Raw genomic sequence first — 21,853 nt, forward strand, 5'->3', positions numbered from 1 at the left:
GGGCGACCCGCAGTGTGATTAACGACGACCTTCAGCAATAGCGGTAACGGCTTGTAATTCAGCGGCTTCCTGCTCTTGCTGTTCCTGGCGCTCACGAACGTCGAGGATCTTGTTGTTGATCAGACCTTCTTCGATTTCGCGCAGTGCGATAACGGTAGTTTTATCGTTTTCTTCCGGTACCAGCGGATCCTTTCCGCCTACCTGCATCTGACGAGCGCGACGCGCGGCGACCAGTACCAGGTCAAAACGGTTACCAATTTTCTCTACAGCGTCCTGAACAGTTACGCGTGCCATACTTAAAATGCTCCACAGGTGAAGAAATGACTGGGCATGATACTGAATGTGGGTTCAGTCTGCCAACAGTTTGGTGATTAAAGCGCCATGTCGCTGCTTTTGGCGGCTCATGCGCAGACGTTCGGCGCGAATAATAATTTTCAGATCGCTCAGTGCGGTATCAAAATCATCATTCACAATCAGGTAATCATACTCCGCGTAATGGCTCATTTCTGCAACTGCCTGCGCCATACGTTTTGCGATAACCTCTTCGCTGTCCTGACCGCGGCCGCGCAGGCGACGATCAAGCTCATCTTTTGACGGCGGCAGGATAAAAATGCTGCGCGCGCCGGGCATTCTGTTGCGGATTTGCTGCGCGCCCTGCCAGTCGATATCAAGGAAGACGTCGACGCCGGTCGCCAGTACCTGCTCGATAGCTTCGCGCGAGGTGCCGTAATAGTTGCCAAAGACTTCTGCATGTTCAAGAAAAGCGTCTCTGCCAATCATCGTCCTGAATTCGTCGTGATTCACAAAGAAATAGTGTTCACCGTGCACTTCACCCGGGCGCGGAGCGCGCGTGGTATGCGAAACAGAAACCTGAGAGTCGTACAACGGTTGGGTTTTTAATAAAGCCTGAATCAGGCTGGATTTACCCGCGCCGCTAGGGGCGGAAACAATATAAAGCGTGCCTTGAGCCATGAGTGTCTTTTGTATGTGGTGGTCGAAATAGAGCTTACATACGAGCCTATTATACACGGCGGCACCGCGTGACGCAGTCCCTGTCACACTTTTTGCGTTCTTTCTTTCATTTTGCTTGCCGTTTCCCTGATTTCTCCGGGCGTTGCAGAAACAATGCAGAAAACCTGGATGCCTGCTCGCAGCGTTAAAAATCCCTCCTCGCGGACGAAAATACGCCTGCGGCACAATCGGCGACGAGAAAACAGGAGGGCATCGCGATGCAAAATGGAGTCTGGGCGCTGGTGCTGTGGATGCTGGTGGGATACGGGCAGGCAGCCTGCCCCGCGTGGCCGCAGGCCAGGGCCGATCGGGAGATTGAACGTCTCAGCCAGCAGATAACGGAATGGAAAAACGCCTACTGGCAGCAGGGGAGCAGTACGGTAAGTGATGAGGTCTATGACCAGCTTGCGGAGCGGCTGGCGTACTGGCGGCGCTGCTTCACCGGCGAGGCTCCCGCTCACGACGCGTCTCCTCCCCTAAAAGGGGAGGCCAGACATCCGGTGGCGCACACCGGCGTGCGTAAACTGGCAAATCAAGCCGACGTGGCGCGCTGGATGCGCGGTCAATCCGGCCTGTGGGTGCAGCCTAAAGTTGATGGCGTCGCGGTCACGCTCGTGTATCGGCAGGGGCGTCTGACCCAGGCGATAAGCCGGGGTAATGGCCTGGCCGGGGAAGACTGGACGGCCAGGGTCTTGCAGATCCCCTCCGTGCCTAAAGTCTCTGACGGCGTACTGGCGAATAGCGTTCTACAGGGTGAGCTGTTCCTGCTCCGCGAGGGGCACGTGCAAAAGCAGATGGGCGGCATGAACGCGCGGGCAAAAGTTGCCGGCATGATGATGCGCCAGCAGGCTGCGGCGGATCTTAATCAGCTGGGTCTCTTTATCTGGGCATGGCCCGATGGGCCGCAGGATATGAAACAGCGGCTGGCGCTGCTGCGGCAGGGCGGCTTTCTTTACAGCGCGCTTTTTTCGCACCCTGTCGCGGATGCGCAGCAGGTTGAACAGTGGCGCCAGCGCTGGTTCACTTCACCGCTGCCTTTTGCCAGCGATGGCGTCGTAGTGCGGCGGGAAAAAGCATCTCCCGGGCGCTTCTGGGTTCCGGGTCAGGGCGATTGGGTTATCGCCTGGAAATACCCGCCCGCCTCACGCGTCATGGAGGTTCGCCGTATCAGCTTTAGCGTTGGGCGCAGCGGTAAAATAGCCGTGGTGGCGCATCTGGAGCCGCAGATGCTGGACGATAAGCGCGTGCAGCGGGTGAGCGTCGGTTCGGTATCCCGCTGGTACAATCTGGATATCGGTATTGGCGACCAGCTGCAAATCAGCCTTGCCGGACAGGGAATACCGCGCATCGATTCGGTCGTCTGGCGCACGGCTCAGCGTAATAAACCCCAGCCACCGGCGGCGCGTTTCAATGCCTTAACCTGCTATTTTGCCACGCCCGAGTGTGCGGAACAGTTTCTTTCGCGGCTGGTCTGGCTCTCATCCCGATCGGTTCTCGATATTGACGGCGTGGGAGAAGCGCTATGGCGGTCCCTGCATGACGCGCGCAGCATGGAGCATCTCTTTTCATGGCTGGCGTTTACGCCGGAGCGGCTGCAAGCCATACCGGGGGTCTCGACGCTGCGCGGGCAAAGGCTGTGGCACCAGTTCAATCTTGCGCGCGAACGGCCTTTTCTGCGCTGGATCCAGGCGATGGGAGTCCCCATACCGAAGACGGCGTTTGCCCGGCTGAAGGAGGATGACTGGCAACGGATGCAGGAGCGAAACGAAGAGCAGTGGCGGCACCTGCCGGGGATCGGGGCGGAAAGAGCGCGGCAGCTGGTGACGTTCTTACATCACCCGGATGTTGCCGCACTGGCGAAGTGGCTAAGCGGGCAACGCGTTCCGGGATTCTGAAAGCATTAATGTGCGCTATGGTTGTAGTTAAATACCGGCAGGCCCAGCTTCCAGCGCAGCGCCAGCATGCGGGCGGTAAAGCCGAACAGCAGGGTGGAGATCACCACCACATCGTGGTTGCTGACGTAATGCTGAAGCGCGATGTATAAAATCGCGGCGGCGAATGACACTCCGGCGTAAAGCTCTTTCTGGAACACCAGCGGGATACGCTTGCAGAACATATCGCGCAGCACGCCGCCAAAAACGCCGGTGATGACGGCGGCAATGGAGGCGATGACCGGGCCCTGGCCCATATCCAGCGCGATCTGGGCGCCAATAATAGAGAACACGATCAGGCCGAGCGCATCAAGCACCAGAAACAGGCGGCGCAGATGCGGCATCACCGGCGCGGCAATCGTGGTCAGGACCGCAGCAATGGCGACAATAATGACGTACTCGGGGTGCTGCACCCAGCCCAGAGGATAGTGGCCGAGCAGAATATCGCGCACTGAACCGCCTCCGAGGGCCGTCGCGGTGGCAATGATAATGACGCCAAACGTATCCATACGGCGGCGCCCGGCAGCCAGCGCGCCGGTCATGGCTTCCGCCGTAATCCCAATCAGATAAAGAATATGAAGCAGCATAAATCCCCCACGGTGATGGCGGAAGGTTAACGATTTGTGCGCAAGATCACGATTGAGATTTTCTAAAGTGAATGAATTTAACCTGATTAAACTAATGCACGATAGGTTTAAATCGGCTGAATTTAACGGTTCCTTTGTCATTTATTCATTTTTAGTGATTATAAAAAGTAATGTGAAAGCCGTCGATGCGTATCGATATTGAAAACGCGATGAATACCTGTTGTTTAACTCTCGACCTTTATCCTTTTATTTTCCTCCTTCAGGGCCTGAGAAAATGACTGCAGCAGCTGGCAATAAAAACTATCTCACCCGCCTGATTGCCGTTGTGCTGACGGGGCTGCTTGCCGGCATCTCAGGCATGGTTCTGGCGCTGATTTTACACGCGATTCAGCACCTGGCCTTTGGCTACAGCCCCGGGCAGATCGTGAGCGCGGAGTCATTTCTACAGGGCGTCACGGATTCATCCTGGCCTCGTCGCCTCTCGGCAATCGTCGCGGGGGGAGCCATCGCAGGATTCGGCTGGTGGCTCCTTGGGCGCTATGGGCAGAAGCGAGTCTCAATAGCGTCAGCGGTGGCAAATCCTTCGGTGGCAATGCCTGCGGGTACTACAACGATTCATGCCCTGTTGCAGATCGTCACCGTGGCGCTGGGCTCTCCGCTTGGCCGCGAAGTCGCTCCGCGGGAAATGGGCGCGCTGGGGGCAGGGATGGTGGCGCGTAAGCTGGGACTGCTGGCGGATGAAACCCGAACGCTGGTTGCCTGCGGCGCCGGTGCGGGCCTGGCGGCGGTGTATAACGTTCCGCTGGCCGGTGCGTTATTCAGCCTTGAGGTAATGCTGCTGTCGTTTAGCTGGGAAAAAACGCTGGCGGCGATTATCACCTCGGCGATTGCCGCGTGGACGGCAACGCTCGGGTTAGGCGAGGAATCGCAATACCATTTTACTTCCGACATCCTGCCGCATTCATTTCTCTGGTGGGCGATTATCGCCGGCCCCATTCTTGGCGCCGGGGCCTGGCTCTTTCGCAAAGCGACCAGCACGGCCCGCTCGCGCGTTCGAAGCAACTGGCAGATGCCGGTTTTCTGTCTGCTGGCGTTTTCCCTGCTTGCCGTCCTCAGCCTCTATTTCCCCCAGCTTCCGGGAAACGGTAAAGGGCCTATGCAGCTGGCTCTCAGCGATGAACTGGGTTTCCCCAGGGCGGCGATGCTGATGGCGCTGAAAATGGTGGTGATTCTGGCGGTGCTGCGCGGCGGCGCGGAGGGCGGCCTGCTGACGCCGGGGCTGGCGGTCGGCGGCCTGACCAGCCTGCTGCTGTGTATGCTCTGGCAACAGCTGCTTCCCGGCGGAGATTACGGCAGTTTTGCTCTCGTCGGCGCGGCGGCGTTTCTCGCCGCATCCATGCAGATGCCGCTAACGGCGGTCGCGCTGGTGATGGAGTTCACCCACATGGATCACAGCTATCTGGCCCCCACGCTGCTGTGCGCCGCAGGGGCATTTTTAACCTGCCGGATATTGGATAAGAACTACGCCTTCTGAAACGCAGCGAAAATAAAAGGCCATGATTTACCATGGCCTTTTGTCCGTGCGTGGGTTGGCGAGCGAAAAACCGTTACTCGATGTTCTGAATCTGCTCGCGCATTTGTTCGATCAGCACCTTCAGCTCAATGGCGGAGTTCGTCACTTCGGCATTGATTGATTTAGACGCCAGGGTGTTCGACTCGCGGTTGAACTCCTGCATCATAAAGTCGAGGCGGCGACCGACCGCTTCTTTCTTCTTCAGGATATTCCACGTCTCTTTCACGTGCGCTTCCAGACGATCCAGCTCTTCGGCGACGTCTATACGCTGCGCCATCAGCACCAGCTCCTGCTCGAGGCGGTTGTTTTCCAGTTGCACTTCCGCATCTTCCAGCTTGGCAACCAGACGCTCGCGCTGCCACTGCAAAATTTCCGGCATATGGGCACGTACTTTAGCCACCTCGGCCGTTACGCCGTCGAGACGCTGTTCGATCAGCGCTTTCAGCGCCTGGCCTTCGGTTTCGCGGGCGACGATAAAGTCATCCAGCGCACCGTTTAACGCGCCCAGAATTTCGGCGGCAATGGCGTCCAGATCCTGTTCATGGGCCGACATCACGCCAGGCCAGCGCAGAATATCTACCGGATTGATTTCGCCTTCGTCGCTCTGCATTTTGACCCAGTTGGCGGCGTTAACCAGCTGCTTTGCCAGTTTTTCGTTAAGGATCAGCTCACCCTGCGCGCTCGGGTCCTGCTCAAAACGCAGGGTACATTCGACTTTACCGCGGGTCAGACGGGAGCGAATACGTTCACGCACCACGGGCTCCAGGCTACGGAACTGCTCCGGCAGGCGGAAGTAGGTTTCCAGATATCGTTGGTTTACCGAGCGCAGTTCCCACGCGGCGCTACCCCATTCACCCTTGATTTCACGCCGGGCGTAGGCGGTCATACTGCGGATCATAGACGTTCCTGTTTTTAAAGGAGAGTGGGGTGGATTATAGCTTTCGAGGCCTTATCAGGATAGGAATAAGCGCGCATTATCCGTATAATGCGCAGCCACATTCGTTTCAAGCCGGAGAACATCATGCGTCCAGCAGGCCGTAGCGCTAATCAAGTGCGCCCAGTAACCCTGACCCGTAACTACACAAAACACGCAGAAGGCTCCGTGCTGGTCGAATTTGGTGACACGAAAGTATTGTGCACCGCTTCTATTGATGAAGGCGTGCCGCGCTTTCTGAAAGGCCAGGGCCAGGGGTGGATCACCGCCGAATACGGCATGCTGCCGCGTTCTACCCACACGCGTAACGCGCGTGAAGCCGCAAAAGGTAAGCAGGGCGGACGCACCATGGAAATCCAGCGCCTGATCGCGCGTGCGCTGCGCGCGGCGGTTGACCTGAAAGCGCTGGGTGAGTTCACCATCACTCTGGACTGCGATGTGCTGCAGGCAGACGGCGGCACCCGTACCGCGTCTATCACCGGAGCCTGCGTGGCGCTGGCCGATGCGCTGAATAAGCTGGTCGCGGCCGGTAAGCTGAAAACCAACCCGATGAAAGGAATGGTGGCGGCGGTCTCCGTAGGCATCGTGAATGGCGAAGCGATTTGCGATCTGGAATACGTTGAAGATTCCGCGGCGGAAACCGATATGAACGTGGTGATGACTGAAGATGGCCGCATCATTGAGGTGCAGGGTACTGCGGAAGGCGAGCCGTTCACCCATGAAGAACTCCTCACCCTGCTGGCATTGGCCCGGGGGGGTATCGAATCCATTGTCACGACGCAGAAAGCGGCGTTGCAAAACTAGTTTTTAAGGCGACTGAGAAGTCGCCTTTTTTTGTCCGTAGAAAAGTAAGATGAGGAGCGAATCCATGAAACCGTATCAGCGCCAGTTTATTGAGTTTGCGCTTAACAAGCAGGTACTTAAGTTTGGCGAGTTTACGCTGAAATCCGGGCGCAAGAGCCCCTATTTCTTCAACGCCGGCCTGTTTAATACCGGGCGCGATCTGGCTCTGTTAGGCCGTTTTTACGCCGAAGCGCTGGTGGATTCCGGGATTAATTTTGACCTGCTGTTCGGCCCGGCCTATAAAGGCATCCCTATCGCCACGACCACGGCGGTCGCGCTGGCGGAACATCATGACCGCGATCTGCCTTACTGCTTTAACCGCAAAGAGGCGAAGACTCACGGCGAGGGCGGAAATCTGGTGGGGAGCGCGCTGCAGGGCCGCGTTATGCTGGTGGATGATGTTATTACCGCAGGCACCGCGATTCGGGAATCGATGGAAATTATTCAGGCCAACGGCGCTGAGCTGGCCGGCGTACTGATCTCTCTGGATCGTCAGGAACGCGGACGCGGCGAAATCTCCGCGATTCAGGAAGTTGAGCGCGACTACGGCTGTAAAGTAATTTCCATCGTGACGCTGAAAGACCTGATTAGCTATCTGGAAGAGAAGCCGGAAATGTCTGAACACCTGACTGCCGTTCGCGCCTATCGCGAAGCGTACGGCGTATAAACATCTGCCCGGCAGGCAACGGTCTGTCGGGTCGATTGCTGGCAAAACGGCCAGCCGCGGCGAGAAGAGCGCCTGGGTATCAATGCGGATAATGCCGGGCATTCCTGCGGGAAGAGATGCAGCCCTTCGGGCTGCACAGAGACCGGCGAGAATTATTTCAGCTGGGCGGCGACCAGCGGCCAGCGGGCGTCAAAATCGTCCGTCGGGCGATATTTAAACTCGCTGCGCACAAAGCGCGATAGCATCCCTTCGCAGAATGCCAATAGCTGGCTGGCCAGCAGGGCTTCATCGACGGTATAGCCTTCGCCTTCGCGCATTTTCTTTTCACGCAACACCTGACGCAGCTGAACTTCAATGCGCTCGAACAGCTGATTGATGCGGTCCTGAAGACGGTCCTGTTCAAACATCAGCGCATGGCCGGTCAGAATTCTTGTCAGCCCAGGATTACGCTCGCCAAACCCAAGAATCAACAGCACAATCAGACGCAGGCGCGCTGAGGTGTCTTTTTCATCTTTTAAAATCAAATTGATGCGCGTAATCAGGCTGTCTTCAATAAATTCAATCAGGCTGTCAAACATGCGGGTCTTGCTCGGGAAGTGCCGATACAGAGCCGCTTCGGATACGCCAACGGACGCCGCCAGTTTCGCTGTGGTAATGCGCTGACTTCCATCGCTGGATTCAAGCATTAGCGCCAGAGATTGAAGTATTTCTTCGCGACGATTCCTTTTCGCAGTTTGTTTTTCTGCCATGTTTTAAAATACCCCTGAAAAAAAGCACTTGTCAGGCAGGCACCCACAAAGCGACCGCAAGCTGTTGCCTGCGGTGATGTTATTGCATTAGTGCGCTTTGCGATGCTGGTTCCACTTCATCCTTCAGGCAGCCCTTTTGCCGGCAGCGCCCCGAAAGAGTTTTGTCTATCGCCGGGCTTATTGACGCCCTGAGTGACCGAAGCCGCCTTCGCCGCGATCGGTGGCGTCAAAATCTTCCACCAGGTTAAATTCTGCCTGCACAACGGGCACAAACACCATTTGCGCGATACGCTCGCCGGGTTCGATGCTGAAGCTCTGCTGGCTGCGGTTCCAGACGGAAACCATCAGCTGGCCCTGATAGTCAGAATCAATCAGACCGACCAGGTTACCCAGTACGACGCCGTGCTTATGGCCCAGTCCGGAGCGCGGGAGAATCACCGCCGCCAGAGAGGGATCGGCAATATGAATCGCCAGACCGGTTGGCACGAGGGTCGTTGCGCCAGGAGCCAGCTCTACGGCGTCATCGAGACAGGCTCGCAGGTCAAGTCCGGCGGAGCCGGAGGTGGCATAGGTCGGCAGCGGAAATTGCTGACCAACACGCGGGTCCAGAATCTTAACGTCGATTTTTTTCATCATAACGGGTAACGATCTCGTCGAGTAATAATTGGCCCAGGAGTTCCTTGCGCTCAAGTGGTAAGCGCTTATCTCCCTCCTGCCAGAAAAGGTGTAATGCATTGCTGTCGCTGTTAAATCCCTGATTTGGCTGAGAAACATCATTGGCGCAAATCAGATCAAGATTTTTGCGGGCTCGCTTTTGCCGTGCGTATTCTTCCACATTATTTGTTTCGGCGGCAAACCCAACGACGTAAGGGCGGTTGGCCTTAAGCGCGGCGACCCCTGCGACGATATCCGGATTTTTAACCATTTTCAGGGTTAATTCATCACCTTGTTTTTTGATTTTTTCTTCGGCGATGGCGACCGCACGGTAGTCAGCGACCGCCGCACAGCCAATAAAAATATGCTGCTGAGGCGCGCTGTTTTGCACCGCGGCTTCCATTTCCAGCGCGGTGGTGACATCAATTCTGTGTACAAACGGCGGCGTAGGCAGCGAAACCGGGCCGCTCACCAGCGTGACGTTAGCCCCGCGGCGCGCGGCGGCGGCGGCAATCGCGAAGCCCATCTTACCAGAACTGTGATTGGTGATATAACGCACCGGATCCAGCGGCTCGCGGGTGGGGCCCGCGGTAATCATGATGTTCAGATGTTGCAAATCTTTGACAGGCGAGAAATGCTGCGCGGCCATATCCACAATGGTCAGCGGGTCCAGCATCCGCCCCGGGCCAACATCGCCGCAGGCCTGGCTGCCGCTGTCCGGGCCCCAGACCAGCAGACCGCGGGCGGCAATGACGTCCAGATTATGCTGAGTGGCGGCGGCGCGATACATCTGCTGATTCATGGCGGGCACGACGGCGACCGGCGAGGGCGTAGCGAGACAAATCGTCGAAACGAGATCGTTGGCCATCCCTGCCGCGACGCGAGCGATTAGGTCGGCGGTGGCGGGGGCAAGAATGACCAGGTCGGCCCATTTCCCCAGCTCAATATGGCCCATCGCCGCTTCGGCGGCCGGGTCGAGCAGGCTGTCGGAAACCGGATAACCGGATACCGCCTGTAGACTTAATGGCGTAATGAAGGCTTTTGCGGCTTCCGTCATGGCGACGCGGACATCCGCGCCGCGGTCACGCAGGCGGCGCACCAGTTCCGGCGTTTTATAGGCAGCAATGCCGCCGCTCACGCCAAGAACGATCTTTTTACCAGCCAGACTCATCATGATTTTTTCCTGTTGCGGTACACCAGAATTCGCGCATCTTATCACAATCCTGACGGCATCGTGTGCCTCGCGCAGATACACTTTGCGAGGCGCTACGCAGGGATAAAACTTGCATCTCGGCGGCGCAAAAAGGCTGTGCCAGGATAGCGCGCAGTGGGAAGGAGATGCCGCGATGGAAATACAAGAATCCCTCATGCCGAGGGAAAAGATGCAGCGCTACGGTATCGAAGTTTTGTCGGATATTGAGCTGTTGGCGCTATTTTTACGTACCGGTACCCGCACGCAGGACGTGATGACATTTTCGCGGGAGCTGCTACAGCGTTTTGGCTCGCTGTACGGCCTGCTATCGGCGGAGGAGTCGCAGTTTGCTGAGGTGGAAGGCATTGGTCTGGCGAAATATGCGCAGCTAAAAGGGATTGCTGAACTGGCGCGACGCTATTTTAGCCTGCGAATGACGGAAGAACCCTCGCTGGTTACCCCGTCGATGACGCGGGAATTTCTGCAAAGCCAGCTGGCCGACGAAGAGCGTGAGATCTTCATGGTGATCTTTTTAGATAATCAGAACCGGGTATTGAAACATAGCCGCCTTTTTTCTGGTACTCTTAGCCACGTTGAGGTGCATCCGCGAGAAATCGTACGCGAAGCCATCAAAGTGAACGCCGCCGCGGTGATCCTGGCACATAATCATCCATCCGGTAGTCCTGAGCCGAGCAAGGCCGACAGGTTGATTACCGAAAGAGTGATAAAATGTTGTCGATTCATGGATATACGTGTGCTGGATCACCTTGTTATTGGCCGCGGAGCGTACGTATCTTTTGCTGAACGCGGCTGGATTTAGCCCCGATCGCGCGATCCATCGGGATCTTTGTCTGTTCGGGACTTGAGCACATCGCCGAGTCAGCGTATACTACGCCACCTTTGAGAATCTCGGGTTTGGCATTTGGGCCTGGCAATCGAGAGTTCGCTTAGAACTGCGATGACCGGGCTGTAAAGCCTGACGAGGCGCCAATACCCCATACGAAGCTCGAGCTAATTTGATTTTTGGAGAATAGACATGTCCCGAGTCTGCCAAGTTACTGGCAAGCGTCCGGTGACCGGTAACAACCGTTCCCACGCACTGAACGCGACTAAACGCCGTTTCCTGCCGAACCTGCACTCTCACCGTTTCTGGGTTGAGAGCGAGAAGCGTTTTGTCACCCTGCGCGTATCTGCTAAAGGTATGCGTGTTATTGATAAGAAAGGCATCGATACAGTTCTGTCCGAACTGCGTGCCCGTGGCGAAAAGTACTAAGTACTTAGAGGAAATAAGTCATGGCTAAAGGTATTCGTGAGAAAATCAAGCTGGTTTCTTCTGCTGGTACTGGTCACTTCTATACCACCACGAAGAACAAACGTACTAAGCCGGAAAAACTGGAACTGAAAAAGTTCGATCCAGTTGTCCGTCAGCACGTTTTATACAAAGAAGCTAAAATCAAATAATTTTAGATTCCTTGTAAAGAAAAACCCCGCCTCGGCGGGGTTTTTTGTTATCAAGACTACGCTACCGTCTACACCGTTGGCGCTGGCGAACGTTTACCCCCTGCGCCAGGCGGAAGAGCATGCTGAACAATAATTGCCCTGAACCTCGTCGCTGAACGCGGTAAGATAGTGCATCCTGCCGTTTTTGTTCGAGAAAAGAATGCCTGAATTACCTGAAGTAGAAACCAGCCGCCGCGGCATTGAGCCGCACCTGGTGGGAGCCACCATCCTGCACGCCGTTGTGCGCAACGGGCGCCTGCGCTGGCCCGTTTCTGAAGAGATCTATCGTCTGAGCGACGTTCCGGTGCTCAGCGTACGCCGCCGCGCTAAATATCTGCTGCTGGAACTGCCCGACGGCTGGATTATCGTCCACCTTGGGATGTCGGGAAGCCTGCGTATCCTGAGCGAAGAGCTGCCCGCGGAAAAACACGATCACGTGGACCTGGTGATGAGTAACGGCAAGGTGCTGCGCTATACCGACCCGCGTCGTTTTGGCGCCTGGCTGTGGACCAAAGCGCTGGAAGGGCATCCGGTGCTGGCGCATCTGGGGCCGGAGCCGCTGAGCGATGAGTTCAACGCCGATTATCTGCAGGCGAAGTGCGCGAAGAAGAAAACCGCGATTAAGCCCTGGCTAATGGATAATAAGCTGGTGGTTGGCGTGGGCAATATCTACGCCAGCGAATCGCTCTTTTCGGCGGGTATTCACCCCGACAGGCTGGCCTCTTCGCTGTCGCGCGAGGAGTGCGAGCAGCTGGTGAAAGTGATTAAGCTGGTCCTGCTGCGCTCCATCGAACAGGGCGGGACGACGCTGAAAGATTTCCTGCAAAGCGACGGTAAACCGGGCTACTTTGCCCAGGAGCTGCAGGTGTATGGCCGCAAGGGCGAGCCGTGCCGCATTTGCGGGACGCCGGTTATCGGCAGTAAACACGCCCAACGGGCGACGTTTTATTGTCGCCAGTGTCAGAAGTAAAGTGCGGGGGTTGCCGTGAACCCGGCTTGCGCTGCGCTTAGCCGGGCTACAGGGCTGCGCTTGGTCCGGTAGCCCGGACAGATGCGCAGCATCGCCTGCGGGAAGAGCCCCGATGGCGCAGGATTACAGCTTCTTCAGCAGCGCCTGGTGAACGTTTGCCGGCAGAAAGTGAGAGACGTCGCCCTGGTGGCGCGCCACTTCTTTCACCAGCGAAGAGGAGATAAACGACCACTCTTTGCACGGCATCAGAAACACGCTCTCCAGCGTCGGCATCAAATGACGGTTCATATGCGCCAGCTGCATCTCATATTCAAAATCTGCCACCGCCCGAAGGCCGCGAATTAAAATATTCGCCTGCTGCGCGCGGGCAAAATTGGCCATTAAATCGCTGAAGCCAATAACCTCAACGTTGACCAGATGCGCCGTTGCCTGGGTGGCCAGCGCGATGCGCTCGTCGAGAGTGAACATCGGCTTTTTGCTCGGGCTGGCGGCGATAGCCAGCAACACCTTATCGAACATGCTGGCCGCGCGGGTGACGATATCGATATGGCCGTTGGTGATAGGGTCGAAGGTTCCCGGATAGATCGCTTTTGTGCTCATAATGACACTTTCTCCGAGTAGCCGCGGCTCAGGGCCCACAGCTCGGTGTATTTATTAAACGTGTATTGCGCGTTGACCACCGCCAGCAGCCAACCTTGTTTCCCATCCAGAATGCCCCCGCGCAGCAGCAGCGTTTTCACAAAGGCGCCCAGCGTATGGCCGAAGATAGCGGCCAGCGAGGTCTTTTTGCCTCTCTGATGGCGCTCCTGCGCCCAGGCGGCGGCGTAGGCCAGCTGCTTTTGCTGAAAGCCGGAGAAATCACGGCAGGTCAGATGCAGCAGGTCGCCCGCGAGTTCGATAACCCGCGCGCCCTGGGCGTCGAGAGATTCGTGGACCAGATTATCGTTATAGCGGTAACGGTCGCGTTCGTACAGGCGCATCACGCGGTCGGGGTACCAGCCGCTGTGGCGCATAAAGCGGCCAAGGAAATAGTTGCGCCGGGCGATGCTGTATATCGCGCCGGTTTGCGGCGCGGCCAGCACGCTGCGGATAGACTGCGCAAGCTCCGGAGTGACGCGCTCGTCGGTATCGATCATCAGCACGTAGTCGCCGGTGGCGTAGGCCTGGGCGCGCTGGCGCTGAATACCGTAGCCCTGCCAGTCGCGATCGACATGCACCTGAACGCCCTGGCTGCGGGCGAGTTCGACGGTGTTGTCGCTGCTGCCGGAATCCAGCAGCACTATCTCATCGGCCCAGCTTACCGACGCCAGACAATCAGGCAGCAGATCCGCCGCGTTTTTGGCGATCATCACGACCGAGAGTCGAGGCGACATTAGTGGCTCCGCTGCGGCAGATAGGGTTGCAATAACTGTAGCAGACGGGAAAGCGCGCCCTGGTTTTGGTGCAGAACTTCCACCGCATGGCGACCGTACCACAGACGGTAATCTTCATCGGTCAGCAGGTTAGACACCTGCGTTACCAGCGAGTCGGCGTCGGTGACGGTAATCAGTCCATCGTCCTGCTGCAGCTTGGCGCAGATATCTTTGAAGTTGAACGTGTGCGGACCCATCAGTACCGGTATCGCATGGGCGGCGGGCTCCAGCGGGTTATGGCCGCCGCGCTCCACCAGGCTACCGCCGACAAACGCGAGGTCGGCAATACCGTACAGCAGCATCAGCTCGCCCATGGTATCGCCAATCACCACCTGGGTACTGTTCGACGGGATTTCGCCGGTGCTGCGCAAGGTGTAGCTCATTCCCGCTTTCTGCACCATCTCGCGGGCGTCGCCGAAGCGCTCCGGATGGCGAGGGACAAGGATCAGCAGCAGGTTGGGGAAACGCTCCAGCAGCTGCTTATGCGCCTGAAGAATAATTTGTTCTTCGCCGTCGTGGGTGCTGGTGGCAATCCATACCTGGCGGTGCGGAGCCCACTGGCGGCGCAGGGTGATGGCGCGAGCCGCCAGCTCCGGCGTGACCGAAATATCAAACTTCAGGCTGCCGGTGACCGCCAGCTGATTGCGTTTCAGGCCAAGAGCGATAAAGCGGCTGGCGTCTTCTTCATTCTGCGCGGCGATAAGGGTAATGCGGCTCAGCAGCCGACGCATAAATTTCCCCAGTTTGGCATAGCCTTTCGCCGAGCGTTCGGAGAGGCGGGCGTTGGCGATTACCAGCGGGATTTTACGCTTGTGCAGCGTGGCGACCATGTTCGGCCAGAGTTCGGTTTCCATGACGATAACCAGCTTCGGCTGAACGGTATTGAAGAAACGGTTCATCGCGCCGGGCAGATCGTAAGGCAGATAGACGTGATGCACGTCTTTGCCGAAAGCGGACATGGCGCGTTCAGAGCCGGTTGGCGTCATGGTGGTGACGGTGATCGGCAGATAGGGGTAACGGTGGCGTAGCGCGCGCACCAGCGGAATCGCCGCCAGCGTTTCACCTACGGAAACGGAATGCAGCAGGATGCCACCCGGTTCTACCTTGTTCTGGCAGAAGCCATAACGTTCCTTCCAGCGTTTACGATAGGCAGGGGCCTTACGGCTGCGTAACAGCAGTCGCAGCCACACCAGCGGCTGAATGAGGTAAAGTAGGGCGGTATAAAGCAATTCCAAGCGATTTATCCGTATTTATGTTTTTGCGGGCAAATTCTAAGCATTTAACCCGCGTAAAGCTATCTCTTTGGCGGAAACTAAGGGATTCAGTATTAAGCCGCGTCGCGATAGCGCTTGATGCGCAGATAGCGGCGTCCAAGACGCCAGCGCAGACGGAACGTACGGGCGTTTTTCCAGATCAGGCGCCAGATACCGCGGTCAAAGAACTCTTTAATGATAATATGCTTTTTTGACTCATCTTTCATGCTATCGAAGGTATGAATAATTCCCAGCCCCTCTTTGGCGATCTGCCAGCGGCAGGCGGAAATATCGCGAACCTTGTCCGGATAGCGCTGGTTGATGGCGTCCAGCATCTCAAGAATCTTCATATAGTGGCGCGCTGAACGCATCAGCGTGTCGTCGTTGTCCGGCTTATGCGACACCGATTCCGAGTGAATATAGTAATCGTAGAACTGCTCGCTGGTGTACTGCACGCGTTCTGCCGCCAGCAGCACTTCGGTGGTCCAGGGAATATCCTGATGGCGCAGGCCAGGCTCAAAGTGGAAGCGGTGGCTGGCGATAAACTCCCGGCGGTAGATATTCAGCCAGGTGACATGCAGGAACTTACGAGAATCCAGCGCCTGCTTTAACCAGACGTGGCCGGGCAAAACGCCGGTCGACTGTAGCCGGTCCAGCGGGAAAATAGGATGGATATCTTTTTTCGTCTCGTAGACGTAGCGGCCGTTGCAGGTGGCGACGTCTAGATTGCCCTTTTCCGCCATCTCCAGAAGCGTACGGTACATGCCCGGGTAAAGCTTATCGTCGATATCCGGGAAGGTCAGGTACTTACCCGTCGCCGCGGCGAGGCCGGTATTGCGCGCCACCGACACGCCCTGGTTTTCCTGCTCCAGCACGAGCACGTTTTGCAGGCGCTCTTTCCACTGGTCGATAACCGCAAGGCTGCCGTCCGTCGACCCGTCGTTCACCAGGATCAGTTCATAGCTTTCCAGCTGCTGTTGCTCAAGGCACTCAAAGAATTGCGCAAGGAATTTTTCGCCGTTATAGACGGCGGCTACGATGCTTAGTAAAGGCGTTTGACTCATAACTCATTCGATCCTGGTTGAATAACGGCGTCAGGCGCTGCGCAGCTGACGATACTGCTGACAAATCGATGCCACGCTGAACTTCTCCAGCGCCGCTGCGTCGATGGCCGGCGGGCTATGGTAAATGCTTTGCATCGTCTGAGCCAGCGCCGGGCTGTTGAGATCCGCCAGGCCACGCGACAGCTCGCCGGTGAGGATCTCGGTCACGCCGCCCGGGCAGCGGGTGCTGGCGACCGGCGTATCCAGCAGCAGCGCCTCAACCACCACGTTGCCAAAGCCTTCGCTATCGGAGCTGAGGACCAGCATCCGCGCGCCTTTAATCCACGGCAGCGGGTTTTTCTGGAAGCCCTTAAACAGGACGCGATCGGCAACCTGTAGCTGCTGCGCCAGCTGGCGCAGGCGCTGTTCTTGTTCCGGTTTTCCCTGCCCCAGCAGCACCAGCGGCGCATCGATACCGCTTTGCGCATAGGCCTCAATCAGGCGGTCGTGGCGTTTACCGGGATGAAAGCGGCCCACGTGGATAATATAGTCGCCGTCGGGGCGCTGGCTGGGTTCTTCAGCCGCGGCGCGCAGAGCGGGGATATCAAACGGGTTATAGATGGTTTTCAGCTGGGCCGGGCGAATGGCGAACTGCTCGACCAGGTCTTGACCTACCGCATCGGAGACGGCGACGACGTTGCGTCCCCGGTAAACGCGCCCGATTTTCTGCTGTTTCAGCCAGCGGTCAAAACCGCTGCGGTGTCCGAGATAGGACGCGGAGAACACGCCGTGCAGGCAAAACCAGACGTTGCGCCCGTTCAGCAGGCGGCTGCGGGAGACAATGCGGTCGGTTTTATGCAGATTCGAGAGCACCAGATCGAAACGGCCCTGCTGTTCTGCTTTCTCGATTGCCGCATCAAGCTGGCGCGCGCGCCGGGACAGCTCCGTCAGCTTGCGCCACGGCTTGCGGCAGCGATCGGCGATGACCTGATAATCCAGCCCTTCCGGCAGCGGATAATCGCAGACGTCGCGCAGGGAAAAAAGTGATACCTGTTCACCCTGGCTAAGAAAATGCGCTGCCAGCGTCAGCACGACTTTTTCCGCGCCGCCGCCGGGCAGGCCGTCGATAACAAACAGTATGCGCATCGTTATTTCACCAAATCCTGATAGAGGGAGAGCAGCTGCGCCGAGAGACGTTCGCTGGTGCAGGTCATGATGCGCTCGCGGGCGCGTTCGCCTTGCGCAGAGCCTAACGCCCGGGCGGGCAGGGCGCTAACCGACTCCTGCAGGGCCGGGATATCCAGCGCATCGCAAACGTAGCCATTGCTGCCCTGAACAATAAACTCCGCGCCGCCGCAGCCGGTAGTCGTAATCACCGGCAGGCCGCAGGCCATCGCTTCGAGAATGACGTTGGGAAACGGATCGTACAGCGTCGGCAGCAGCAGGCCGTCGGCCATCTGATAGAACGGCAGGGTTTCCGACTGCATGCCGAAGAAACGCACCCGCTCCTCGCAGTTCAGCGTTTTCGCCAGCTGCTGATAGCGGCCCTGCTCTTTATCTTTGCCCACCACCAGCAGGTAGCGGTTGGTCGGGGCGATGGCGCGGATCGCCGCATCCAGCCCCTTGCGCTCAAAGCCGGAGCCGACGTAGATCAGGCAGGTCGCCTGGATCGGCAGATTCCATTTGGCGCGCAGCGCGACAAAGGCTTCTTCCGTCGGCGGCAGAAAACGCTGGTTATCGATAGCGTTATAGATAACGTGGATTTTTTCCGCCGGCAGGCCGAAGTCTTCAATAATCTCGCGTTTAATCATCTCCGCGTTGCAGATAACGCCGCGCAGGTGCGCGTCCTGGTACATGTCGCGCTCGGCCTGCATCACATAGCGATGGTAGCGGTCGGCAAACAGCAGGCGGCTTTTCCAGCCGGGCAAAATGCGCGAGCGCTGCTGCAGCCAGCGGCGGTGCACGCCGTCTCCGGCGCGGTACAGGTCGCAGCCGGGGATACGCTCGTGGCTTTGCACCAGATCGAAGGCTTCGCGCTGCCACAGCTGGCGGGCGGCGTCGGCAAATCCTCGCTCGCGGCTGATCCGCCCCCATTTGCGCGGATTGCAGATGTGGATGTTCCACTCGGGCTTCACCGGCCCCTGCCATTCGCGGGTGATGACGTTCAGTTCAAGATCGCTGTCGTCGAGGGCTTCCAGCGCGCGGGAGACAAAGCGCTCCGCGCCGCCGTCCGGGCGATACTTCTGGCGTACCAGAGCCAGCCTGAATTTACTCATGCCAGTACCTTTTTCGCCGCCGCGATAACCGCGTCGGTGGGGATTAAATCGAGAAAGCGTTCGTTGGTGTTGGTATCAATGTCGTCAGGATCGGGAATCGCTCCGAAATCACCCGCCCAAATCACCTCGCCCTGCGCCTGCCATGGACGCCAGAAGGTGAGCTTGGAGGGGCCGAATAGCGCCACCAGCGGCGTACCGAGCGCGGCGGCCATATGCATCGGCACGGAGTCGACGCCGATAAACAGGCGGGCATGGTCGATGACGGACGCCAGCTGGCGCAGGGTGAGCAGCCCGGCGAGGGAGTGCAGGCGAGCATTGGGGCAGCCCGCCATAATGGTGTCGATCATCTGCTTCTCTCTGGCGTCAGGGCCGGAGGTCAGCACGACCGGGTAGCCTGCTTCAGAAAGCGCGTTTATCAGGGCGCTCATCCGCCCTTCGCGCCAGCACTTAAAGAACCAGCGGGAGGTTGGCTGAATGACGATATAGTTATCCTGAAATCCTGCCGGCAGCAGCGCGCGGCTGGCGCGCCAGTCCTGCTCGCTGTAGCCCATCGTCGCCGGCGCGTCAGCAATATCCAGCCCAAGCGGCGCCAGAATCGACAGATTCTGCTGCACGGTATGCAGCTGGTTATGCCGCTCGGTTGAGGCGAGGGCGGTATGGCAAAAACGCCAGGCCGGGTGGCGACGCTTCGGAAAGTCAAAGCCGATACGGATGGCCGCCCCGGTCAGTTTGGTGATGATCGCGCTGGGCCACTGATCGGCAAGATTGAGCACCATATCGTAGCGCTGCTGGCGGAGCGTGCGAATCAGCCGCCACTCCATCTTCAGCTGATGGCCGGCGCCCTGTTTTTTCCAGCGCCGGTCAATGCCGTAAATGTGGCGGATATCCGTATTCGCTGCGAGCATATCCCGGGTTTCTTCATAAAGCAGCACATCCACGCTGGCGGCGGGATATTGCTGCTTAAGCGCGTGAATAAGCGGCGTTATCAATAACATATCGCCATGATGGCGAAGCTTAATAACCAGGATTCGCGCCGGGTTCACGCGGCCGGAAGTGCGGGTTTCAGGCGTCATTCTCTATTCTTCATTCAGGGGCAGGGCTCCGATTCTAGGGGATCAGATAGATTGAGAGAAGCCTTGTCTTGCTCTACCATGACCCGATACGTATGGCCTGAGGACGTTTTCGTGCACAAACCCGCATTTCTCATCACGATTGATACAGAGGGTGATAACCTCTGGCAAAAACATGACAGCATCACCACCGAGAATGCGCGCTATCTACCGCGTTTTCAGCAGCTTTGCGAAAAGTATGGTTTTAAACCGGTCTGGTTGACCAACTATGAAATGGCCATCGACCCGGTTTATATCGAATTTGCCAAAGATGCGATCGCCCGGGGAACCGCGGAAATCGGTATGCATCTCCACGCGTGGAACAGCCCGCCGACCGATCCGCTCACCGATGACGACTGGCGACATAAACCGTATTTGATCGAGTACAGCGATGCGGCGATGCGGGCAAAAGTCGACTATATGACCCGTCTGCTGGAGGACACCTTCCAGACCAAAATGGTCAGCCATCGCGCCGGGCGCTGGGCGTTTGACGAGCGCTACGCGCGTCTGCTGGTGGAGTATGGCTATCTGGTGGATTGCTCGGTTACCCCGAGGGTGAACTGGAAGACGGCGAAAGGCGCGCCGCAGGGCGACGGCGGTACCGATTACCGTCATTTCCCGCAGCACGCCTATTTTCTTGACGAGAATGATATCCGTCGTGAAGGGCAATCATCGCTGCTGGAAGTGCCGATGAGCATTCAGTACAAGCATTCCGCGTGGATGAATAGCCTGAAGCAGGGCTACGATCGCCTGCGCGGCAAAGTACGCTCGCCGTCGGTACACTGGCTGCGTCCGATGGGCGGCAACGTTGAGACGATGAAAAAAGTGGTCGAACAAACGTTGACTCAGGGTAATGACTACGTCGAATATATGCTCCACTCTTCAGAGTACATGCCCGGCGGCAGCCCAACGTTTAAAAACGAGCAGGATATCGAGCGCTTATATGCCGATCTGGACGCTTTTTTCAGCTGGCTGGCGCCGCAGGTGAAGGGAATGACGTTGGCGGAGTACTACCAACAGAAACTCACACAGCGATAAAAGATCACAACCAGGTACCGTATGCGTATCGTGAAGCAGTTTACGCGGAAGAAAAATGCCTTCTTCCGCGAAATTAAGTTTAATTTAATTAACTATCGTTACAGAAATAAAAGCGCACGCCAGCCCTTTAATTCCGCGAAGATTCAGCATGTTTTATTATTGCGCCTGGATGACAAAGTTGGGGATATGGTCGTAACGACCGGCTGCGCAAAGCTTTTAGCTGACCGGGGCTATAAGGTTTCGGTGCTTACCGGGCCGGTTTGTAAGCAGATGCTTGCCGGTGCGGATTTTCTTGAGCAGGTTTATTTATATCAGCCGCGGATGCCGTTAAACGCACTGCGTGCGGCAGGATTTGACGCGGTCGTTGATTTTGATGACGTGAAAACCTACGAGCGTTTTAAACTGCTGGCTGATTTACGCCCTGGCTGCGTTATCGGTTTTAATAAACAAGAATATAAGCTTTACGATCACTCCATCCCTTTTCTGGACAGCAGCAGCCATATTTCCGCGCGCTATAAAGCCGTCGCCAGGCTATTTGGTATAGAACACCCTCATTACCACTATCATCTGCCCGGCGATGCTTTTGAGCGGGAAAGAGTCAAAACACTGCTGGCTCAGCACAAGGGGAGTCAGCTCTGTATTGCCATAAACCCGTTTACCGCCTCAACGGATAAAGACTTTTGCCGTCATCAGGTTTCTGCTCTGATTGAACGCTTATATACGCTCCCTTATAAAATCAGCGTCGTGATGGTCGGGCATAGCGAGAAAATTCGTCAGCTTAATCTGGAAACGGCGCTGCATCTGCCAGATAGCAATATTAATTCAGCGGTTGAGATTGTTCGCCACTGCGATCTGGTGATTACGGCGGATACCGCCATCGTGCATATTGCTCGCGCGTTCGACAAGCCCATGGTGGCGGTTTACAACAAACGTAAACTCAAAGATACCGGTTTGCCGGGCTATACCATTTGGGCGCCGGGTTATGACAAGGCCAGACAAATTGTCTGCGAAGAGACTAACGTCGCCGACATGACCATTGACGCGGTCTGGCCGGTCATCAAAGCGCAGGTGGATGCCCTGATCGCCGCTCGCCAGCAGGCATAAAAAAGGG

General features: G+C 57.1%; 24 protein-coding genes. 10 read left to right on the forward strand and 14 right to left on the reverse strand.

All coding sequences use genetic code 11. The features are described from left to right. Positions 1-18: 18 nt before the first annotated feature. Together rpoZ and gmk are read right to left on the reverse strand one after the other, a co-directional pair. Complete coding sequence (rpoZ, locus tag ABLU96_RS06125) at positions 19-294, reverse strand: DNA-directed RNA polymerase subunit omega (RefSeq protein WP_004106927.1); 276 nt, start codon at positions 292-294, stop codon at positions 19-21. 54 nt (positions 295-348) lie between these two features. Continuing rightward, positions 349-972, reverse strand: a complete 624-nt coding sequence (gene gmk, locus ABLU96_RS06130) for a guanylate kinase (protein WP_004126677.1) — start codon at positions 970-972, stop codon at positions 349-351. 257 nt (positions 973-1,229) lie between these two features. Between gmk and ligB the strand changes: the two genes are divergently transcribed. Then, on the forward strand, positions 1,230-2,906 hold the full coding sequence (gene ligB, locus ABLU96_RS06135) for an NAD-dependent DNA ligase LigB (RefSeq protein WP_064406436.1): 1,677 nt from the start codon (positions 1,230-1,232) through the stop codon (positions 2,904-2,906). Positions 2,907-2,911: 5 nt separating this feature from the next. Here the strand turns inward: ligB and ABLU96_RS06140 are convergent, their stop codons facing one another. Then, positions 2,912-3,529: a trimeric intracellular cation channel family protein gene (locus tag ABLU96_RS06140; protein ID WP_014227255.1), complete on the reverse strand. Its 618-nt coding sequence runs from the start codon at positions 3,527-3,529 to the stop codon at positions 2,912-2,914. Positions 3,530-3,803: 274 nt separating this feature from the next. On the opposite strand from ABLU96_RS06140, the gene ABLU96_RS06145 reads away from it, so the two are divergent. Continuing rightward, positions 3,804-5,063 carry a chloride channel protein gene (locus tag ABLU96_RS06145; protein WP_064406438.1) on the forward strand — a complete coding sequence of 420 codons (1,260 nt, stop codon included), beginning with the start codon at positions 3,804-3,806 and terminating at the stop codon, positions 5,061-5,063. A gap of 73 nt (positions 5,064-5,136) precedes the next feature. Here the strand turns inward: ABLU96_RS06145 and ABLU96_RS06150 are convergent, their stop codons facing one another. Further along, on the reverse strand, positions 5,137-6,000 hold the full coding sequence (locus tag ABLU96_RS06150; protein ID WP_004126669.1) for a YicC/YloC family endoribonuclease: 864 nt from the start codon (positions 5,998-6,000) through the stop codon (positions 5,137-5,139). A 123-nt stretch (positions 6,001-6,123) separates the two neighbouring features. Here ABLU96_RS06150 and rph point away from each other — a divergent pair, with 123 nt between their 5' ends. Both rph and pyrE read left to right on the forward strand, forming a co-directional pair. Next, entirely contained in the window at positions 6,124-6,840 is a 717-nt protein-coding gene (gene rph / locus ABLU96_RS06155) for a ribonuclease PH (protein WP_004106921.1), read from the forward strand. A 64-nt stretch (positions 6,841-6,904) separates the two neighbouring features. Then, positions 6,905-7,546 (forward strand): orotate phosphoribosyltransferase, encoded by a 642-nt coding sequence (gene pyrE / locus ABLU96_RS06160; RefSeq protein ID WP_064406440.1) that lies wholly within the window; start codon positions 6,905-6,907, stop codon positions 7,544-7,546. Between the two features lie 152 nt (positions 7,547-7,698). Here the strand turns inward: pyrE and slmA are convergent, their stop codons facing one another. The 3 genes from slmA to coaBC all read right to left on the reverse strand — a co-directional run bounded on the left by slmA (position 7,699) and on the right by coaBC (position 10,120). Beyond that, the gene (gene slmA, locus ABLU96_RS06165; protein ID WP_004855507.1) at positions 7,699-8,295 is read right to left on the reverse strand and encodes a nucleoid occlusion factor SlmA; all 597 of its coding nucleotides are present in this window, start codon (positions 8,293-8,295) and stop codon (positions 7,699-7,701) included. Between the two features lie 177 nt (positions 8,296-8,472). Next, the gene (gene dut, locus ABLU96_RS06170) at positions 8,473-8,931 is read right to left on the reverse strand and encodes a dUTP diphosphatase (RefSeq protein WP_004855506.1); all 459 of its coding nucleotides are present in this window, start codon (positions 8,929-8,931) and stop codon (positions 8,473-8,475) included. Beyond that, positions 8,909-10,120 carry a bifunctional phosphopantothenoylcysteine decarboxylase/phosphopantothenate--cysteine ligase CoaBC gene (coaBC, locus tag ABLU96_RS06175; protein ID WP_014227252.1) on the reverse strand — a complete coding sequence of 404 codons (1,212 nt, stop codon included), beginning with the start codon at positions 10,118-10,120 and terminating at the stop codon, positions 8,909-8,911. The genes dut and coaBC overlap by 23 nt, the downstream gene beginning before the upstream one ends. A gap of 175 nt (positions 10,121-10,295) precedes the next feature. Here coaBC and radC point away from each other — a divergent pair, with 175 nt between their 5' ends. The 4 genes from radC to mutM all read left to right on the forward strand — a co-directional run bounded on the left by radC (position 10,296) and on the right by mutM (position 12,611). Continuing rightward, the gene (gene radC / locus ABLU96_RS06180) at positions 10,296-10,961 is read left to right on the forward strand and encodes a DNA repair protein RadC (protein ID WP_004126657.1); all 666 of its coding nucleotides are present in this window, start codon (positions 10,296-10,298) and stop codon (positions 10,959-10,961) included. Positions 10,962-11,177: 216 nt separating this feature from the next. Then, positions 11,178-11,414, forward strand: a complete 237-nt coding sequence (rpmB, locus tag ABLU96_RS06185; RefSeq protein WP_002436699.1) for a 50S ribosomal protein L28 — start codon at positions 11,178-11,180, stop codon at positions 11,412-11,414. A 20-nt stretch (positions 11,415-11,434) separates the two neighbouring features. After that, entirely contained in the window at positions 11,435-11,602 is a 168-nt protein-coding gene (gene rpmG, locus ABLU96_RS06190) for a 50S ribosomal protein L33 (protein WP_003024094.1), read from the forward strand. A 199-nt stretch (positions 11,603-11,801) separates the two neighbouring features. Further along, entirely contained in the window at positions 11,802-12,611 is an 810-nt protein-coding gene (gene mutM, locus ABLU96_RS06195; protein WP_014227251.1) for a bifunctional DNA-formamidopyrimidine glycosylase/DNA-(apurinic or apyrimidinic site) lyase, read from the forward strand. A 123-nt stretch (positions 12,612-12,734) separates the two neighbouring features. On the opposite strand, the gene coaD is transcribed toward mutM, so the two are convergent. The 7 genes from coaD to rfaQ all read right to left on the reverse strand — a co-directional run bounded on the left by coaD (position 12,735) and on the right by rfaQ (position 19,668). After that, positions 12,735-13,211: a pantetheine-phosphate adenylyltransferase gene (gene coaD / locus ABLU96_RS06200; protein WP_004106901.1), complete on the reverse strand. Its 477-nt coding sequence runs from the start codon at positions 13,209-13,211 to the stop codon at positions 12,735-12,737. Then, positions 13,208-13,984 (reverse strand): glycosyltransferase family 2 protein, encoded by a 777-nt coding sequence (locus tag ABLU96_RS06205; protein ID WP_046876802.1) that lies wholly within the window; start codon positions 13,982-13,984, stop codon positions 13,208-13,210. Before ABLU96_RS06205 ends, coaD begins: the two co-directional genes overlap by 4 nt. Then, positions 13,984-15,258 carry a lipid IV(A) 3-deoxy-D-manno-octulosonic acid transferase gene (gene waaA, locus ABLU96_RS06210; protein WP_014227249.1) on the reverse strand — a complete coding sequence of 425 codons (1,275 nt, stop codon included), beginning with the start codon at positions 15,256-15,258 and terminating at the stop codon, positions 13,984-13,986. The genes ABLU96_RS06205 and waaA overlap by 1 nt, the downstream gene beginning before the upstream one ends. A 92-nt stretch (positions 15,259-15,350) precedes the next feature. Continuing rightward, the gene (locus ABLU96_RS06215; protein ID WP_014227248.1) at positions 15,351-16,340 is read right to left on the reverse strand and encodes a glycosyltransferase; all 990 of its coding nucleotides are present in this window, start codon (positions 16,338-16,340) and stop codon (positions 15,351-15,353) included. A gap of 30 nt (positions 16,341-16,370) precedes the next feature. Continuing rightward, on the reverse strand, positions 16,371-17,465 hold the full coding sequence (locus ABLU96_RS06220; RefSeq protein WP_048262739.1) for a glycosyltransferase: 1,095 nt from the start codon (positions 17,463-17,465) through the stop codon (positions 16,371-16,373). Positions 17,466-17,467: 2 nt separating this feature from the next. Then, a complete protein-coding gene (locus tag ABLU96_RS06225) occupies positions 17,468-18,595 on the reverse strand; it encodes a glycosyltransferase family 4 protein (protein WP_032751699.1) in 1,128 nt (375 codons plus the stop codon). Then, positions 18,592-19,668 (reverse strand): putative lipopolysaccharide heptosyltransferase III, encoded by a 1,077-nt coding sequence (gene rfaQ / locus ABLU96_RS06230; RefSeq protein WP_025107815.1) that lies wholly within the window; start codon positions 19,666-19,668, stop codon positions 18,592-18,594. Before rfaQ ends, ABLU96_RS06225 begins: the two co-directional genes overlap by 4 nt. 111 nt (positions 19,669-19,779) lie before the next feature. Here rfaQ and ABLU96_RS06235 point away from each other — a divergent pair, with 111 nt between their 5' ends. Together ABLU96_RS06235 and ABLU96_RS06240 are read left to right on the forward strand one after the other, a co-directional pair. Then, a complete protein-coding gene (locus ABLU96_RS06235) occupies positions 19,780-20,742 on the forward strand; it encodes a polysaccharide deacetylase family protein (RefSeq protein WP_004855488.1) in 963 nt (320 codons plus the stop codon). Positions 20,743-20,763: 21 nt separating this feature from the next. Then, the gene (locus ABLU96_RS06240; protein ID WP_025107814.1) at positions 20,764-21,846 is read left to right on the forward strand and encodes a glycosyltransferase family 9 protein; all 1,083 of its coding nucleotides are present in this window, start codon (positions 20,764-20,766) and stop codon (positions 21,844-21,846) included. Positions 21,847-21,853: the final 7 nt, after the last annotated feature.

Origin of the sequence: Klebsiella sp. CN_Kp106 (assembly GCF_040064575.1) — a bacterium.
Classification (GTDB): Bacteria; Pseudomonadota; Gammaproteobacteria; order Enterobacterales; family Enterobacteriaceae; genus Klebsiella; species Klebsiella michiganensis.